15 protein-coding genes are annotated in these 17,715 nt (G+C 36.8%); 8 read left to right on the top strand and 7 right to left on the bottom strand.

What is annotated here, in order from left to right; all coding sequences use genetic code 11:
* The first annotated feature begins 4 nt into the window (after window positions 1-4).
* The 6 genes from GHD00_RS13945 to GHD00_RS13970 all read left to right on the top strand — a co-directional run bounded on the left by GHD00_RS13945 (window position 5) and on the right by GHD00_RS13970 (window position 7,108).
* Complete coding sequence (locus GHD00_RS13945; RefSeq protein ID WP_163538765.1) at window positions 5-1,498, top strand: glycoside hydrolase family 32 protein; 1,494 nt, start codon at window positions 5-7, stop codon at window positions 1,496-1,498.
* A 243-nt stretch (window positions 1,499-1,741) separates the two neighbouring features.
* Window positions 1,742-2,740 carry a LacI family DNA-binding transcriptional regulator gene (locus tag GHD00_RS13950; protein ID WP_163538766.1) on the top strand — a complete coding sequence of 333 codons (999 nt, stop codon included), beginning with the start codon at window positions 1,742-1,744 and terminating at the stop codon, window positions 2,738-2,740.
* A gap of 110 nt (window positions 2,741-2,850) precedes the next feature.
* The gene (locus GHD00_RS13955; protein ID WP_163538767.1) at window positions 2,851-3,813 is read left to right on the top strand and encodes an ABC transporter permease; all 963 of its coding nucleotides are present in this window, start codon (window positions 2,851-2,853) and stop codon (window positions 3,811-3,813) included.
* 16 nt (window positions 3,814-3,829) lie between these two features.
* Window positions 3,830-4,726, top strand: coding sequence for a carbohydrate ABC transporter permease (locus GHD00_RS13960; RefSeq protein WP_163538768.1), 897 nt, complete (start codon window positions 3,830-3,832; stop codon window positions 4,724-4,726).
* Between the two features lie 33 nt (window positions 4,727-4,759).
* A complete protein-coding gene (locus GHD00_RS13965) occupies window positions 4,760-5,356 on the top strand; it encodes a YesL family protein (protein WP_163538769.1) in 597 nt (198 codons plus the stop codon).
* 132 nt (window positions 5,357-5,488) lie between these two features.
* Complete coding sequence (locus GHD00_RS13970) at window positions 5,489-7,108, top strand: ABC transporter substrate-binding protein (protein WP_240468710.1); 1,620 nt, start codon at window positions 5,489-5,491, stop codon at window positions 7,106-7,108.
* 72 nt (window positions 7,109-7,180) lie between these two features.
* Here the strand turns inward: GHD00_RS13970 and GHD00_RS13975 are convergent, their stop codons facing one another.
* Window positions 7,181-8,524 (bottom strand): GntP family permease, encoded by a 1,344-nt coding sequence (locus tag GHD00_RS13975; RefSeq protein ID WP_163538770.1) that lies wholly within the window; start codon window positions 8,522-8,524, stop codon window positions 7,181-7,183.
* Window positions 8,525-8,811: 287 nt separating this feature from the next.
* Here GHD00_RS13975 and GHD00_RS13980 point away from each other — a divergent pair, with 287 nt between their 5' ends.
* Window positions 8,812-9,666 carry a MurR/RpiR family transcriptional regulator gene (locus tag GHD00_RS13980; RefSeq protein ID WP_163538771.1) on the top strand — a complete coding sequence of 285 codons (855 nt, stop codon included), beginning with the start codon at window positions 8,812-8,814 and terminating at the stop codon, window positions 9,664-9,666.
* A 111-nt stretch (window positions 9,667-9,777) separates the two neighbouring features.
* On the opposite strand, the gene GHD00_RS13985 is transcribed toward GHD00_RS13980, so the two are convergent.
* The 5 genes from GHD00_RS13985 to nagA form a co-directional block, all read right to left on the bottom strand.
* Window positions 9,778-10,476 carry a CAP domain-containing protein gene (locus GHD00_RS13985; RefSeq protein WP_163538772.1) on the bottom strand — a complete coding sequence of 233 codons (699 nt, stop codon included), beginning with the start codon at window positions 10,474-10,476 and terminating at the stop codon, window positions 9,778-9,780.
* Window positions 10,477-11,103: 627 nt separating this feature from the next.
* Window positions 11,104-12,003 carry an N-acetylmuramic acid 6-phosphate etherase gene (gene murQ / locus GHD00_RS13990; protein ID WP_163538773.1) on the bottom strand — a complete coding sequence of 300 codons (900 nt, stop codon included), beginning with the start codon at window positions 12,001-12,003 and terminating at the stop codon, window positions 11,104-11,106.
* A gap of 21 nt (window positions 12,004-12,024) precedes the next feature.
* Window positions 12,025-12,747, bottom strand: a complete 723-nt coding sequence (locus tag GHD00_RS13995; RefSeq protein ID WP_163538774.1) for a GntR family transcriptional regulator — start codon at window positions 12,745-12,747, stop codon at window positions 12,025-12,027.
* 20 nt (window positions 12,748-12,767) lie between these two features.
* Window positions 12,768-13,511: a glucosamine-6-phosphate deaminase gene (gene nagB / locus GHD00_RS14000; protein ID WP_163538775.1), complete on the bottom strand. Its 744-nt coding sequence runs from the start codon at window positions 13,509-13,511 to the stop codon at window positions 12,768-12,770.
* Window positions 13,508-14,701, bottom strand: coding sequence for an N-acetylglucosamine-6-phosphate deacetylase (gene nagA, locus GHD00_RS14005; RefSeq protein ID WP_163538776.1), 1,194 nt, complete (start codon window positions 14,699-14,701; stop codon window positions 13,508-13,510). Before nagA ends, nagB begins: the two co-directional genes overlap by 4 nt.
* 234 nt (window positions 14,702-14,935) lie before the next feature.
* On the opposite strand from nagA, the gene nagE reads away from it, so the two are divergent.
* The gene (gene nagE, locus GHD00_RS14010) at window positions 14,936-16,330 is read left to right on the top strand and encodes an N-acetylglucosamine-specific PTS transporter subunit IIBC (RefSeq protein WP_163538777.1); all 1,395 of its coding nucleotides are present in this window, start codon (window positions 14,936-14,938) and stop codon (window positions 16,328-16,330) included.
* A 47-nt stretch (window positions 16,331-16,377) separates the two neighbouring features.
* Here nagE and GHD00_RS14015 read toward each other — a convergent pair whose 3' ends face one another.
* Window positions 16,378-17,379 (bottom strand): S-layer homology domain-containing protein, encoded by a 1,002-nt coding sequence (locus GHD00_RS14015; RefSeq protein ID WP_163538778.1) that lies wholly within the window; start codon window positions 17,377-17,379, stop codon window positions 16,378-16,380.
* Window positions 17,380-17,715: the final 336 nt, after the last annotated feature.

Below are 17,715 nucleotides of genomic sequence, written 5' to 3' on the forward strand. Positions count from 1 at the left end.
TTTCATGCAGCATGTAGAAAAAAGATCAAAAGTAAACGTAGCTAATCAAGCGATTCAAGAAACTTATAAACAATTACCCGAGAGCTATTGGCGACCGCAGTTTCACATTAGTCCGCCTGCGAATTGGATGAATGATCCGAATGGTTTTTCTTATTATAAGGGGGAATACCATTTGTTTTATCAGCATCATCCATTTGGTGTTGAATGGGGACCTATGCATTGGGGGCATGTGAAAAGCAAAGATCTTGCAGTGTGGGAGCATTTGCCAATCGCTTTGGCTCCTAGTGAAGATTATGATCAAGATGGTTGTTTTTCAGGGAGTGCAATAGAAAAGGATGGAAAGTTGTACTTGATGTATACAGGCAATACATGGACAGGCGATAATCCGGATGAGGATCTTTATCAAGTTCAAGCACTAGCAGTAAGTGAGGATGGGTTGGATTTTGAAAAAATAAGCAACAATCCGGTTATATCGAATACCCCTGAAGGAGATATTCATCCATTTCATTTTAGAGATCCAAAGGTATGGAAACATGAGGACTATTACTATTGCGTTTTAGGTTCGAAAACGAAGAATGAAAAAGGCCAAATCCTTTTATATCGATCTAAAGATTTACTGGATTGGGAATTTTTAAATATTGCAGCAAAAGGAGAAGGTAACTTCGGATTTATGTGGGAGTGTCCAGATATTTTCCGTCTTAATGGATATGATTTTTTAGTAATGTCTCCACAAGGTGTACATCCAGAAGGAAGTCTATATCATAATTTACATCAAGCTGGGTATGTTTATGGTAAACTTGATTATTCCACTGGTAAACTGGATCATGGTTCTTTCCATTTACTTGATTATGGTTTTGATTTCTATGCACCGCAAACTACCATAGATGAAAAAGGTAGAAGAATCATGATTGCATGGATGGCGATGTGGGAAAGTGAAATGCCGGAGCAAGATAACCATTGGTCAGGGGCCATGACTGTGCCAAGAGAATTAACTTTTGATGGTAAGCAGCTTCTAACAAAACCTGTACCTGAATTATCAAATCTTCGTATGACATGTGTAGAATTTGATCATGAAATATTGAAAGAAAGAAAAGAATGGAAAGGTGTAGAAGGAGATTGTCTAGAGTTAGAGCTAGAAGTAGATTTAAAAGATGCAAATGTTTTTGGCATTTATTTCCGAGCAAATGAGGAAGAAACGGAACAAACTGTCCTAACTTATCATAGCAAAGAAGAAGAGCTAGTTTTGGACCGTAATTCCTCTGGTGTGGGGCCAGGCGGCATTCGAAAAGCTCCTGTAAAACTTAAAAATAACAAGTTGCATTTGCAAATTTTTATAGATCGTTCATCTGTAGAAGTATTTATAAATCATGGTGAAAAGGTAATGACTGGAAGGATATATCCAGGTGAAAACTCAAAAGGCATATCATTTTTCGCTGATAAGGAGTTAGAGCTTGTTTCATTAAAAAAATGGGATTTAAAAAAAGGGATAAGTGTTTGATGAGGCAAGAAAAGCCAAACTATTTTATATAGTTTGGCTTTTTTAGCTAATAGTTTGGTTATATTGAAAATGGGGTGTTATGATAAGAGGATGGATGTATTAAAGAAGCAGAATACATAAACAAATTCAAAATAGAGAAATAGTAATTGACAATATCCAAGAAATGGTGTACAGTTGTTTTAAACGATTACGTAAACGTTTTTCTCGTTTGGAAAGAAAGCGCTTTATAAAAGAGGGTAGAAAATGGCTAGTATAAAAGATGTGGCAAGAGTAGCAAATGTATCAACTGCAACGGTTTCACATGTTATTAATGAGACAAGGTATGTATCAGAGGAAACAAAGCTAAAGGTTTTTCAAGCAATGAAAGAGTTGGATTATAAGCCAAACTTAATTGCTAAAAGCTTAAGAAGTCGGAAATCCATGATTATAGGTTTAATAGTACCTATGCAATATGCCGATACGTCTAATTTCTTTTTTATGTCTATTGCCAATGGAATCGAAAAAATAGTGAAGGAAAAAGGATATAATCTTATCTTAGGCAATTCACATGAAAATATAGAGACGGAAATGGAACAAATTAAATTGTTTAATTCACAATTAATTGATGGTCTGATTATTGCCCCTGCTGCTGATCACTATAGTCAATATGAAGAACATCTTACTGGTGATTATCCTGTGGTATTTATTGATCGTAAACCGAAAGATTTTAGTGGGGATCTAGTTATGGCCGATAGTCATCAAGGGACTTTTGATGCTATTCATTCTTTAGTTCAAAAAGGACATAAAAGAATTGGGTTTATTACGGGTTATCTTGGTATATCAACAAGCGATGACCGCTTAACAGCATATAAAAGAGCTTATATGCAAAATAATTTAACAGTAGATCCGTTATTAATGGCAGAAGGCCCTCCGAGTTTTGATGAGGGATATAGATTAGCTGAAAAGTTAATAAAGGAAAGAAAGGCAACGGCTATATTTGCAGCTAATAATGTCATGACAATGGGAGCTCTTAGTTTTATTAATGAGAGCAACTTAAAGGTTCCAGAAGATATTGCTGTAATAGGATTTGATGATTATGACTGGATGAGAATTACAAACCCGCCATTATCCGTTGTACAACAGCCATCCTTTGAAATGGGGGAACATGCAGTCCGTATTTTGTTAGATAAAATTGACAATAAAATAATTGAAGAAGAACAAGTCATTTTACCTACTAAGTATGTTTCTCGTCAATCAGTGTAAACCAAGCTTTACATTGATTTTTAATCACTTAAAGGTAATCGTTTACGTAATCGATTATCTAAAGTGTATTCATACCTTAGCACAGGATATCTAGAAAGGGGGATTTAACAATGATAAATAAATCTATAAAATCAGAATCATACATGGAAGGCAAAAACTTGATATGGAAGAGAAGTAAGCGATGGAATCAGATTAAAAGAAATTGGGAGTTGTATTTGTTTCTCTTACCGACGTTGCTTTATTTTATTATTTTCCATTATGTTCCTATGTATGGTGTGCAAATAGCTTTTCGTGACTACTCACCGGGTTTTGGTATTCTAACCAGTCCGTGGGTAGGTTTAGAGCATTTCATCCGTTTTTTTGAATCTTATCAATTTTGGAGCTTAATTTATAATACCTTTTCACTTAGTGCCCTTCAACTATTAATCACATTCCCGCTGCCAATTATTGTGGCTATTATGTTAAACCAATTGATGTTTAAAAAGTATAAAAAGTTTGTTCAAACGGTTATATATGCACCACACTTTATTTCAGTGGTTGTTTTAGTTGGTATGGTATATGTTTTCTTTTCAGGTAATGGAATTATTAATAATTTCCTGAATTTGCTAGGGATGGAAGAGGTTCGATTTTTAACAGAACCCTCATGGTTTAAACCTTTATACTTAGGTTCTAGTGTTTGGCAAGAAACAGGCTGGGCTGCGATTATTTATTTAGCTGCGCTGGCAGCAGTTAATCCTGAATTGCATGAAGCAGCTATTGTAGATGGGGCCAGTAAATTCCAGCGAATTTTACATGTTGATGTTCCAGCTATTATGCCGATAGCGATGATCTTACTTGTTTTATCAGTCGGCAATATCATGAACATTGGTTTTGAAAAGGCTTACTTATTGCAAACTCCACTTAATCAGACTTCTTCTGAGATCATACCAACTTATGTGTATAAAGTAGGTCTTCAACAAGCACAGTACAGCTTTGCAGCAGCAATAGGCTTATTTAATGCTGTTATTAACTTAGTGTTGTTATGGTATGTCAATAGAGTAGCTAAACGATTATCTGGTACTGGTTTATGGTAGAAAAGGTGGTGAAAATATGAATTTATCAAAAATTAATCGAACGAAAGAAGATAAAATATTTGATGTGATTAATATTACATTATTGACATTGATGTTATTGGCAATTCTTTACCCTTTATACTTTATTGTTATTGCTTCCATTAGTAATCCAGACCGTATCTTTGCAGGTGATGTATGGCTGTATCCAATCGAGGTGACTTTTGAAGGGTATGCCAGAATATTTCAAGACGGGAAAATTTGGATAGGGTATAAAAATACGATTATTTATACAGCAGTCGGCACAGCTATAAATATTGCCTTAACCCTTACTGCTGCTTATGCTTTATCACGAAAGGATTTTTTTGGACGTAACTTTTTCATGTTCATGTTTGTTTTTACCATGTTTTTCTCAGGTGGTTTAATTCCGACTTACCTTGTTGTTCAAAATTTAGGAATGGTAAACACGATGTGGGCGATGATCATACCAAAAGCTGTTGCCATATGGAATATTATCGTTGCACGGACCTTTTTCCAATCAACTATTCCCGATGAAATGTTAGAGGCAGCAAAAGTTGATGGATGCTCTAATACTAAATTTTTTACCAAAATTGTGTTGCCATTATCCAAACCTGTTATTGCAGTTATGGTTCTCTTTTATGCAGTCGGTCACTGGAATTCTTATTTTGACGCATTAGTCTATTTAAATGATGAAGCCCTATATCCACTTCAATTAATACTGCGGAATATTCTAATTCAAAATGAGGCTGCAGCGACTATGGTAAGTGATGTTGAATCAGTTGCAGCACAGCAACGTGTGGCAGATCTTATCAAATATGGCGTGATTATTGTAGGAAGTTTACCTTTGTTAATTGTGTATCCTTTCATACAGAAATATTTTGTTCAAGGGGTCATGATTGGCGGTATTAAGGGATAACAATAAAATACTTTGTCATATAGGGGGATAGGAATGGCTTTCTTTCATTCAAGGTTATATCAAGCAGCAGAAAAAATGGTTAATCTATTGCTTTTAAACTTTCTTTGGGTATTGGCCAGTTTACCAATTATAACTATTTTTCCTTCGACAATCGCTATGTTTGGCGTATTGAGAGATTGGCATATGCAAAAGAACGAGGGTGTTTGGAAACCATTCATTAGACACTTTGTAAAAAATTTTAAAATAAGCTTAGTTATGACCGTGATCTGGGTTCCTTTAGCTTATATTTTAGTCACCAATTTACAAATATTAAATATTCTTCATTCCGTCACAAGCGTCATTATGGCATTTGTAATTGGCTTGCTTGTATTTATCTTAATCTATACTACCATGTATCTATTTCCTGTAATGGTTCACTTTGATCTACCAATCATACAGCTGATCAAAAATGCTTTTTTTATCGCTTCAAGTCAATGGAAATCTACAAGTATTGGCTTAGTTATATTACTAATGTCAGGTTTTTTTCTATATCAATTTCCTGCATTAATTATCTTTGCTACAAGTATTATCAGCTATTTAATCTATCAGAATTGTTACAGTGCTTTTAAAAATATAGGTGCATCCTATTAAAATTTTCATTATTCATAACAATGACTTTTGATGTTTACGTAATCGTTTAACTCAACAATTTAAGGGGGTGGTAACACAACTACCGTTAGTATTTTGTTTTATAAACGATAATCTTAAAAGGGAGGATCAATTATGTTGAAAAAATTAAGTTATTTTGGATGTTGGATGCTTTTTTTATTACTTTTTGTTGCTTGCTCTAATGATGATGTAGCAAGCGAAAAAGATGAACAGGATTCAGGCAATGATAAAGAGATATCTGATAATTTTAATAAAGAAGGACTACCCATTGTGGATGAAAAAGTTTCATTACATTTTGTATCTCCTAAAGCTCCATTGGCACCAGACTATAACGAAATGGAAATTATTCAACGACTAGAAGATAAAACAAATGTTCATATTGAGTGGGACAATATTTCAGGCGATGGATATGAAGAACGAAAAAATTTGATGTTTGCTAGTGATGAATTACCTGATGCCTTTTATCATGCCGAATTTTCAGATTATGACATCGTTCGGTATGGTCGATCAGGACAAATTATTCCTCTAGAGGATTTAATTGAAGAACATGCACCAAACCTTCAAAAAATATTTGAAAAAAGGCCAGAGTTAAAAAGTATGGTGACTGCTCCAGATGGACATATCTATTCACTTCCAAGAGCGGAGGAAATGGGATTAGTTGCCGTTCCTAATTTCACTTCTATTAATACCAAATGGTTAGATGAATTGGGACTTGACATGCCAACAACACTGGAGGAATATGGAGATGTTTTAAGAGCATTTAGAGATCAAGATCCTAACAATACAGGCGAAGATGATGTCATTCCATTAAGTTATATGCATAATTTTTGGACAGGTAATTTCGGTGATATGTTTGCTGCCTTTGGGGTTCCAGATAATACAGAGCATCGTATTGTACGTGATGGAGAAGTCATCTTTACTGCTACTCAGCCAGAATATAAAGAAGCAATTGAATATTTTCACGGTTGGGTAGAAGAAGGATTAATCGATGATGAATCATTTATTCAAGATGTAAGTCAATATTTTGCCAAAGGGAAAACAGATCCTCCTACTTTAGGGTCTTATATTTGGTGGGAAACAGAAGAGATTGTAGGACCTGAGCGTTCTGATGATTATGAACTACTTCCTCCGCTAGAAGGGCCAAATGGTCACAAAATCGTCGGACGTTCTAATAACTCAGAGTATAGTCGAGGTGCTTTTGCTATTACATCTGCGAATGAACATCCTGAAATAACCATGCGCTGGGTTGATCAAATATATGATCCAAAGATGTCTGCGCAAATGAGCTGGGGACCAATTGGTATTATTTATGAAGAAGATGAAAATGGAATGTTAGTCAATAAAGAGTTAGAAGAAGGAGTAGCCATGGGTGAGTTACGTCAAAAAGTGGCACCAAATGGTCCAACTGTTGTTTTGGAAGAAGACTTTGGGACTGTTGTCGATATGGAACCTAGAGCAAAACAACGTTTAAAAGATATACAAGAAATTTATGAGCCTTATCTAGAAGAGGAAAGTTTTCCTCAAATATTCTTTAGTGAAGAAGAGCTGGATCAAATCAATCGACTAGAGGTAGATATACTAGAATTTGTAAATCAAAAACAAGCAAGTTGGTTACTAAACGGTGGTGTGGAAGAAGAATGGGACAGCTATATCCAACAATTAGAAAGTATGGGGCTTCATGAATTAATGCAAATTTATCAAGATGGCTTAGATCGATTTAACGAAAACTTATAAAGAGAAAAGCCGGAATATTTATGGATTCCGGCTTTTTTTCAATGAGCTTATTTTTGGAACAGCTTTTTTACCTTAACCTATAAAAATACCTAATACCAATGCTACACCTAAACCGACAAGTCCAATTAATGTTTCCATAACAGTCCAGGATTTTAAAGTGTCTTTAACATCTAACCCAAAGTAACGACCTACTAACCAAAAACCAGAATCGTTTACGTGAGAAAGTACAGTGGCACCTGAAGCTACCGCTATAACAATTAATCCTAATACCGGACCTTCTAAATCTAAAATTCCAATTAGAGGGGCAACCAGCCCTGCTGCTGTTACCATTGATACAGTTGCAGATCCTTGTGCAACACGAACGGCAGCGGCAATCAAAAAGGCTAACAGGATGGGAGGTAGATTAGAACCTGCCATCATATTACCGATGACATCCCCAACCCCTGAATCAATTAATACTTGCTTAAATACACCACCAGCACCAGTTACTAAGATAATGATACCAGCTGGCTCTAACCCTTTATTCGCAATATCCTGTACTTCTTGACGAGTAAACCCTCGTTTTGTACCAAGGAAGACAAACGTTAAAATAGTTGCAATGGTCAGTGCCACAAATGGATGGCCTAAGAAAGTAAAGATTTGTTGCACGATATGATCTTCATCTAATAATACGCCAGAAAAAGTATTCAATAAAATCAACACTAAAGGTGTTAAAATGATAGATGCAATCAGTCCAAAGCTTGGCAGCTCACGATTATATTCTACTTCTTCCATATTCATATAATCAGGAACGACAATGTGTAGACGCTTTGAGATATAGCGAGCAAACATTGGCCCTGCAATGATCATGGAAGGAATACCAGCAATCACTCCGAACAAAATAACCCAGCCTAAATCAGCTCCAACTAGATCAGCTACGGCAATCGGCCCAGGAGTAGGCGGGATAAAAGTATGGGTAACAGCTAGTCCGGCTAAAAGAGGAATTCCATAGTATAATAGTGATTTTCCTGTTTTCTTTGCTAATCCATATACTATAGGTACTAGAATAATGAAACCGACATCAAAAAAGACAGGAATAGCTACAAGGAAACCAGTTATACCTAATGACCATTGTGCTTTATCTTCACCGAACTTATTAATCATCGTTCGGGCTAATCTCTCAGCACCGCCAGAAACTTCAAGCATCTGTCCGAACATGGCTCCTAACCCAACAACGACAGCAACGAATCCAAGAGTTCCTCCCATCCCGCTTTCCATCGTTTCAATGACTTCACCTAAAGGCATTCCAGCGAGAATACCAACAATTAAACTCACAAGTAATAAAGCAACAAAAGCGTGAAGCTTTGTTCGAATAACTAAAAATAATAAAAGAAAAATACCTGCTAATGCAATTAAAATTAACATTTGGTCTGACATGATGTTCACTTCCCTTTCTATGTATTAAATGGTATCCTTTTCATCTTGATCAGAAGAAAAGATAGATAGAAGCGAGTCTATAGAGAGATCGCTTACAATGAAAATCAGTGTTTGAAAAATACTTATTTTGAATGACACCCTTTCCTTGCTCGAAAAACCTCGAAAAAATTTTCGTGATAAGTCTATTATACGAAAAAAATTTCTTTTTACAACCGTTTACAGAAAAATATTTTTTCTTTTACTGAAATCCTGTATAATAAGAAGAAAGTCATAATAGGGGAATTGCAATGAAGAAAAAACAACAAACATGTCTAGCCAAAATTCGAACAAACTATCCGAGATTTAGTGTGACAGAGCGGAAGATAGCTGATTATATTTTGCAAAATACAAATAAAATTATTCATTCTTCTATTAATCAATTAGCAGAAGATTTACAAGTAGCAGATTCGACCGTATTTCGTTTTTGTAAACGGATTGGTTATAAGGGATATCAAGCCATGAAGATCGCACTTGCATCTGAAGTCGTAGAACCAATGCAGGATATAAATGAAAACGTTAACGAAAATGATGCGGTAGATACGGTAGCTTCGAAGGTATTTCAAGCTCATATACAAACACTAGAGGATACGCTGCAGATTGTTGATGAAGCACAGTTACAGAGAGCTGTTCAAGCACTATTAACAGCAAAATCTATTCACTTTTTTGGCAGTGGGGGATCTAGCACGGTTGCACTTGATGCGTATCATAAATTTATTCGTTCTGGGTTAAATGTCCAAATGGTTACCGATACTCACTTTCAACTGATGGCAGCCTCTCAATTAACAGAAGAAGATTGTGCTGTATTAATATCTCATTCTGGATCTTCCAAAGACATTTTGCATGTTTTAAATATTTTGAGGAAAAACCATGTGCATACTTTGGCGATTACGAATTATGCTAAGTCAACGCTAAGCACATCTGTTCATGTACCATTGTATACGAGTTCTGATGAGACGGATTACCGGTCTGAAGCTTTTTCATCCAGAATTGCGCAGCTTGCAATCATCGATGTATTGTATGCGAATGTGATGATCCATAAAGGGGAAGAAGGCCAAAAAGCTTTACAGAAAATGAGAGAGGCTATTATGGTTAAGCGAATTTAAGGGTGTTGATTGACAGTTATCTACAAGTGAGCATATCTACCCATAAAGGTATTTATTAAAATATTAGTATGTTAAAACCCCTAGAGTCTCTTATACTCTAGGGGTGGATATTTATTTCCCAATAAATAGTTGTGTCCAGTGGTTTCCTTCTGCTACATGGCCAACACCGATATGCGTAAAGTTTTCGTTTAAAATATTTGCTCGGTGCCCCTGACTATTCATCCAAGCGTTGACAACTTCTTCTGGAGAACGTTGTCCTTTTGCAATATTTTCTCCGGCAGTACGATAACTAATACCATACTGTTTTAACATGTCAAATGGAGATCCGTATGTTGGACTTTGGTGGCTGAAGTATCCATTCGTTGCCATGTCATTTGATTTTTCTCTGGCTACCTTGCTTAGTTCTGTATCTGCTTGAAGTTCAGCCAGGCCATGTTTCGCTCTTTCTTCATTCGTTAAGTCTACTACTTGTTGTTCGAACTGGCTAAGTTGGTCATTATTTGATTCGCTTGGCTCTTTTTCTACTTGTGTTGAATCATCTTGTTCGACTTCTTCTTGAGATGGTTCAGGCTGCTCAGTATTTTGATTTTCAGGCGCTTGCTCTATTTCACCACTATTAAAGTACTTTTTTAATATATCTTCTATGTTATAGTTGGATATAACATCCCAGTCTCCTTTGATAGAGTAGGAGAATTGACTTCCATTATGTTGAGTACCTTCTTGAGCTGAGGCATCAACACTTGTTGAAAAACCTCCGCCTATTAATAGAGTAGCTGCTAAGGTAGTAACCATTAGTTTCTTTTTAAACATGTTGCTTGCACACTCCTTTTTGTTTATTTCCCCTACATGATAGCATGGATTTTTTGTAATATTTCTGTCATATATATTTTTTGGTTTAGAGATAGATAGGTTGATAGACAGAAAGCCTTTATCATAGGAAACAAGATATTTGGATATAAGTTAAAAATGGAATAGTCATCCTCCCCATGAATTTATTACTATACAATGATACTTGACATATCTATTCAAACATCATTGGTGTAATAATCTTATAACATTTGTCGCTTAATTGTAATAAAAGAAATAAGGAATTTCTTGAATTTAGAGTAGATTTAAAGTGAGAGTCAGAGGAAAACTACTGTAAGAAGCGCACTATCGGTAGTTTTAAAGGAAGAGTCAGAGGAAAACTACTGTAAGAAGCGCACTATCGGTAGTTTTAAAGGAAGAGTTAGAGGAAAACTGCCATAAGAAGCGCTCTATCGGTAGTTTTAAAGGAAGAGTTAGAGGAAAACTGCCATAAGAAGCGCTCTAACAGTAGTTTTAAAAAAAGAAGCCGATAAATACTGCTGATAGAAATGTCTATCAGCGCTTACTTACTCCCTCTACGAAAAAAGAACATCATCCAATATAAATAGATTGAATGACAGCCATCATAGTTCAAGGTTCATAAAATAATTGGATAGCCTGTTTGAGGTGCCCGTTGGTTTTATTTAAATAAAAGGTACTTTCTTCTAAGCTGGCATTGGTTAAAGCAATAAATAATGCTTTTTTCAGATGGTGGTCGGTTAATTCCATTAAATATGTTGCTTGTTGCTCATCTACATCTGCCAGTTTCATGAGGGTAGCTTCCGCACGATGTTTAAGTTTATGGTTCATTAATTGCATTTCGATCATCTCATTTTTATATACTTTACCTAATCGAATCATGACCCCGGTTGAAATGGTGTTTAAAATCATCTTTTGTGCTGTACCGGCTTTCAAACGAGTGGAGCCGCGAATTACTTCTGGGCCGACAATCGCTTCTATATTGACATCACTAATATCACCAGAGACGGTTCCCGTATTACAGCTAATCGATATCGTTGCAGCACCAACTTCTTTTCCGTAAGTTAAAGCGGCAACAGAATATGGGGTGGAGCCACTAGCGCTCATACCAATGACCGCGTCAACTGTTTTTAGCTCATGCTCTTTTAAAGATTTCACTATATCTTCAGAATTATCTTCGTGTTGTTCTAATGGTTTCCATGTTGCTTCATGTCCTCCGGCGAGGAAAGCCATCCAACGGTTCGCTTTTACTGAAAAAGTTGGGCCTAATTCAGCGGCGTCAAGCACGCCGATACGGCCACTAGTACCTGCACCCACAACAAAAACACGCCCGCCTTGCTGCCAACGATCGACGATCATATCGATGGCTTTAGCAATATCGGAAAGGCAGCTATCTATCCCGTGGTAAATGGATTGGTCTTCTTTCCACATCATTGTAGCAATTTCTAAAGCGTTCATTTCATCAATATTTTCGGTATTTGCATTTACTTCTTCTGTTATACGCTTGTTCATCTCTTCCCCTCCACTGTATAGCTATCGATTTAATTCAATCATAAATTTATAGCGGTCAGCTCGGTATGTCGATTTCACCACTTCAAAGACAATCCCATTATCTAAAGTAGATATACGATCCATTATAAGAACGGGTGATTGATCTTCTATTTCTAAATATTTGGTCTCTTCTTTATTCGCCATTGATGCTTCTAGCGTTTGTTTGGCGCTTTTGATGTGAACCCCCATTTTGTCTTCTGCGAATTGGTATAAAGAGTGCTTTACAATATTTTCTGTAAGCCCTTTGATTAAATTTGCTGGAATATAAGTTCGTTCAAGTGCCATAGGAATGTCTTCAGCTAAACGAATTCTTTTTATTTCGTAGACGGGTGAATGTTCATTGATATGAAGCTGCTGAGCAAGCCTTTTATTTGAAGGGATGATTTCAAATTTTATTAATTTGCTGCTCGCCTCCATACCTCTCGCTTTCATGTCTTCTGTGAAGCTTGTCAATCCTGTTAATTTTTGCTCAAGTTTAGGCTCGGCAATAAATGTTCCTTTTCCTTTGACCCGATATAAATAACGTTCATTGACAAGGTTTGTAATTGCCTGTCTTACCGTCATTCGACTAACGTTAAACCGTTCTGCATATATTCTTTCTGCAGGAAGTGCATCTCCTGGTTGATATTCGCCGCTTTCAATTTTTTTCTTAATGCCTTCCTCTAACTGATGATAGATAGGAAGGGGTGAATTTTTATCTATCATAAAAGTTGCTCCTCTCATACCTAAGCATAATAACTGCTGTGGATATCAGCTAACGCTTTTTCGTCCGCTATTATTGTAACATGAGGGTGTTTTTTTAAGATAGAAGCTGGAAATTCCGTGCTTACTTCTCCGTTAATCAATAGGTGTAGTGCTTCTTTCTTTTGTTCACCGGACACTAATAATAAAATTTCTTTGCTCTTCATAATCGAAGCAATTCCCATGGTAATTGCTTGGGTTGGCACTTTATTCAAGTCTTGGAAAAAACGTGCATTAGCTTGTCTGGTTGATTCCGCCAATTCTACAATATGTGTTTCTTGGTTAAAGGAAGTGCCTGGTTCGTTAAACCCAATATGGCCATTTCCGCCTAACCCTAAAATTTGCAGGTCCATTCCACCATGATGGTCTATCGTTTGCTCGTATTGTCGGCATTCTTCTAATAAATTGTCTGCTAAACCGTTCGGAATAAAAGTTTGTTCTTGTGGTATATCAATTTGCTGAAACAAATGCTTGTTCATGTAATAGTGATAACTATTGGTGTCCTTTGGATCAAGACCGATATATTCATCTAGGTTAAATGTCGTAATATTTTTATAAGAAGTGTCTTGCTGTTGATGATCTCTTACTAGATAGTCATAAAATTTCACTGGTGTTCCGCCTGTTGCTAGTCCAAGTGTCATATCTGGCTTGTGTTTTATTTTATCCAGTAAATATTGCGCAGCTTTTCTGCTCATATTGTTATAATCTTTTGTGTGTATAATATTCATGATTGTCCCTCCTTATCATATGCAATGGAGCCTCTGCAAAGGGTTAATATCACTTCATGGTTTTTATCTAAAACGACTAAGTCAGCATCTTTTCCTTTAGCGATACTTCCTTTTCGATCATTTATTCCTAATTCCTTTGCAGCATTGGCTGATGTCATCTCAATCGCTTCTCTAATTGTGCAATTGGTGTAGGTTAAGATGTTCTGGAATGCATGTCCTAATCGCAATGTACTTCCTGCTAATGTCCCGTCATGAAGTACAGCTTTTTGCCCTTTTACGGTTACGGACTGTCCACCTAAATCATAAGTGCCATTTTTGAGGCATTTTGCACGCATCGCATCTGTAATTAAGATCAATCGTTCGCTAGATGTTTGTAAATAAGCGGATTGAACAGCCTCAGGAGTTGCATGAATGCCGTCTGAAATTAATTCGACCATCAAGTCATCCTCCAGCCATGCTGCACCGACAATACCAGGTTCTCGGTGATGAAATCCTCGCATTTGATTGTAAAGGTGAGTGACATGTGAAAGTCCTTCCTTCATTGCATCCATTACCTGGTGATAAGTAGCATCAGAATGCCCAACAGATGGGATAATCCCATTTGAGTTTAAGTAGCGGATCAAATCTAATGCCCCTTTTTCCTCAGGTGCAAGAGTAACTAATCGAATTTGTTGGCTGGCGATTTCATTCCACTTTTTAAATTGTTCAATATCCGGGTGCTGTATGTGTTCGATCGGTTGTGCTCCTGCTTTTTCTTTATTAATAAAAGGGCCTTCTAAATGAACACCTAAGATTTCTGCTTGTGCGGAATACTGCCCCTGTTTTTTTATATATCTGCCGACATTCTCGAGTGCATTCTCAATGGCTTGGTTGTTTTGCGTCATGGTTGTTGCTAAGAAGCTTGTCGTTCCTTCTTGTGGGAGAATATTTGCCATATTATTTAATGCTTCCTCTGTCCCATCCATTACATCGGAGCCATTTGCGCCATGAATGTGAACATCAATCATCCCTGGTATGACTTTACAACTTTTGGGTAAGGTAACAGTAAATTCTTCTTCCGTATGTGGAAGGTGATCGCAATGGCCTATATCTTTGATCTGATGATTTTCTATATAGATAAAACCATTTTCTATAACTTCGTTGTCCGCATAAATCGTCGCATTTTTTAGCAACAAGGGTTGTTTTGCCACGTTTCACACACACCTTTTCTTTTATTGGTTAATTTTATCATAACAAGTCAAGGTATAGATGTCTATACAAAGTTAAAAAATATTGGAAGTTTTGGTTCAATAAACTCTATATTATAAGAGTTTATTTGTGTTTTGTGAGTTAAAATTCAAAAATTGGTATATACAAATATGTTCATTTATGATACGATGCAATTAAATTGAAAGCATTAACATGAATAAAGGAGTGGACAAGCTATGATGAGCTTTTTACAAAGAATTGGTAAGTCTTTAATGTTACCAATTGCTGTGTTACCAGCCGCAGCCCTTTTATTACGTCTAGGTCAAGATGATTTATTAGGTATAGCATTTGTTGCAAATGCAGGAGACGCGATTTTTGCACAGCTGCCATTAATATTCGCGATTGGGGTAGCCATTGGTTTCTCGAAGGATGGAAACGGTGCAGCTGCTTTAGCAGGTGTGATTGGTTACCTAGTTTTGACTCAAGGTACACAAGCAATAAATGAAAATATTGATATGGCCGTTTTAGGAGGTATTATATCTGGTATTATTGCAGGATTACTTTATAACCGATTTCATGGTATTCAATTGCCAGACTGGTTAGCGTTCTTTGGCGGTAAGCGGTTTGTACCAATTGTAACCGCTGCTACAATGGTTGTGTTAGCTGGTGTATTCGGTGTGGTATGGCCTCCGATTCAAAGTGCTATTAATGCAGTTGGGGAATGGATCATTAATGCTGGTGTTGCCGGTGTAGGTGTTTTTGGTTTCTTAAACCGTGCTTTAATTCCACTAGGATTACACCATGTGTTAAATACGTTAGTATGGTTTGAGTTTGGTGAATTTGTAAATGCAGCAGGTGAAGTAGTGAAAGGAGATCTATCTCGATTTTTTGCAGGAGATGAGTCCGCAGGGATTTTTATGGGCGGATTTTTCCCGATTATGATGTTTGGCTTACCAGCAGCTGGTTTAGCCATGATTTTAACAGCAAAACCAGAGCGACGTAAATCTGTGGCAGGTGTAATAGGTGGCTTAGCTGTTACATCCTTCTTAACAGGTATTACAGAGCCAATTGAATTCTTATTTATGTTCTTATCTCCATTTTTATATATCGTGCACGCTATTTTAACTGGAGTGTCTATGATGGTCGTTTATATGCTAGATATCCATCATGGGTTTGGATTCTCAGCTGGGGCTATTGACTATTTCTTGAATTTTGGTATCGCCCAAAAGCCACTTTTCTTAATACCAATTGGTTTAATCTTTAGTGTGGTTTACTTCTTTGCTTTCTTTATTATTATAAAAGCTTTTGACCTTAAAACACCTGGTAGAGAAGAGGGAGAAGATTTAGATTTTGCGGAAGAAGAACAAGAAGAGGCAAGTGGTGAAGGAAAATATGCAAAGATGGCAAACCGATTTGTTACAGCACTAGGTGGTGAAGAAAATATCGAGCATATTGATAATTGTGCGACAAGACTTCGCTTGACATTAGGAGACACTGCGAATGTGGATGAAGGAAAGTTAAAAGCAAATGGTGCACGAGGCGTGATGAAAGTGAACAACAAGAATTATCAAATCATTATCGGGACCAATGTAGAATTCGTCGCAGAAGAAATGAAAAAGATTGTAAAGTAAAAGTAGAAAAAATCGGGTGGTGCTTGACACTACCCGATTTTTTGTTGTTATTTACCGATAAATTGCTGAGTCCAATAATTTCCTTGATCTACAAAACCTACACCAATATGTGTGAAGTTTTCGTTTAAAATATTTGCGCGGTGACCCTGACTGTTCATCCAAGCATTTACTACTTCTTCTGGTGTGCGCTGTCCTTTGGCGATATTTTCACCGGCAGTGCGATAGTTAATGCCAAATTGTTTCAGCATATCAAAAGGGGAGCCATATGTTGGGCTTTGATGGCTGAAGTAATTATTTTCTGCCATATCTCTTGATTTTTCACGAGAGACCTTGCTTAATTCTGTGTCCGTTTTCAGTGCAGGCAGGCCATGTTTTTCTCTTTCTTGATTGGTTAATGCGATGACCTGCTGCTCATATTCGTTGAGTTCCCCCGAGTCATTCCCTTTCGTTTCCAATGCACGATCTAAGAAAGCAGCAAAGTGACGGCGTGTGACGTCATTATCGGGCATATAATCGCCATTGCTGCCAGTAGAAATGCGATAGTAGGCGATCGTAGAAATATAATCTTTTGCCCAATTAGAATCGGCTACATCAGAGAAAGCGTGCCCTTTTTTAATCGGTAGATCAAAAGCTTCTACAATAACCTTTGCCATTTGCGCTCTTGTCATATTTGCTTTCGGCTTAAAATTCCCTCTATCACCAGTAAAGATACCTGCTTGTTGAACTGCTTTAATAGAATCGATGTAATCGTTGGAATTTGATACATCCTCAAATGGTATGTAAGATTGGTGAATCGGCAAGTCTAAAGCACGATCTATCATCTCTGCTACATGCTCACGACGTATAAAGTTATCCCCTCTAAATGTACCGTCGGGATATCCATTGATAATGTCTAATTCTTCCATTTTTTTAATGTGTTCATAAGCCCAATCCTTTGTATCGACATCTGAAAATCCATCTGCTTGTGCAATTTGAGGTGCTATATAAAGTGCTCCAGTAAGAGCTAACCCGAACACTGCGAATTTTAATGTTGTTAAAATGTTTTTCATTGTTGCATCTCTCCTTTTTGCGTAGATTATTAATTTTCATCCTTTTTTCTTTTCTATCATTCTATTATCATATTCTAGCAAACAGGGGTCTTTGTAAAGGGTCAGTATTTTCCAGTAAGTAAACCAGATTGCACAATTGCCATAAACTGTGCAGTAACTTTGGTGAAGTTTTCCTCCGCTTGTCTCGATGAGTGCGTAATCGACGCTGCGGAAAAACACTCGCTTTCCGGGGGCAGCACCTCAGCCTCCTCACTCACCAAAACCGTTCGTGCACTGACCCCCTAAATCCGGACACTCCAAAATAAAAAATTTAGGGGGTTAGTACCATGAATCGAT

Source organism: Gracilibacillus sp. YIM 98692, assembly GCF_010993965.1.
GTDB lineage: Bacteria > Bacillota > Bacilli > Bacillales > Amphibacillaceae > Gracilibacillus.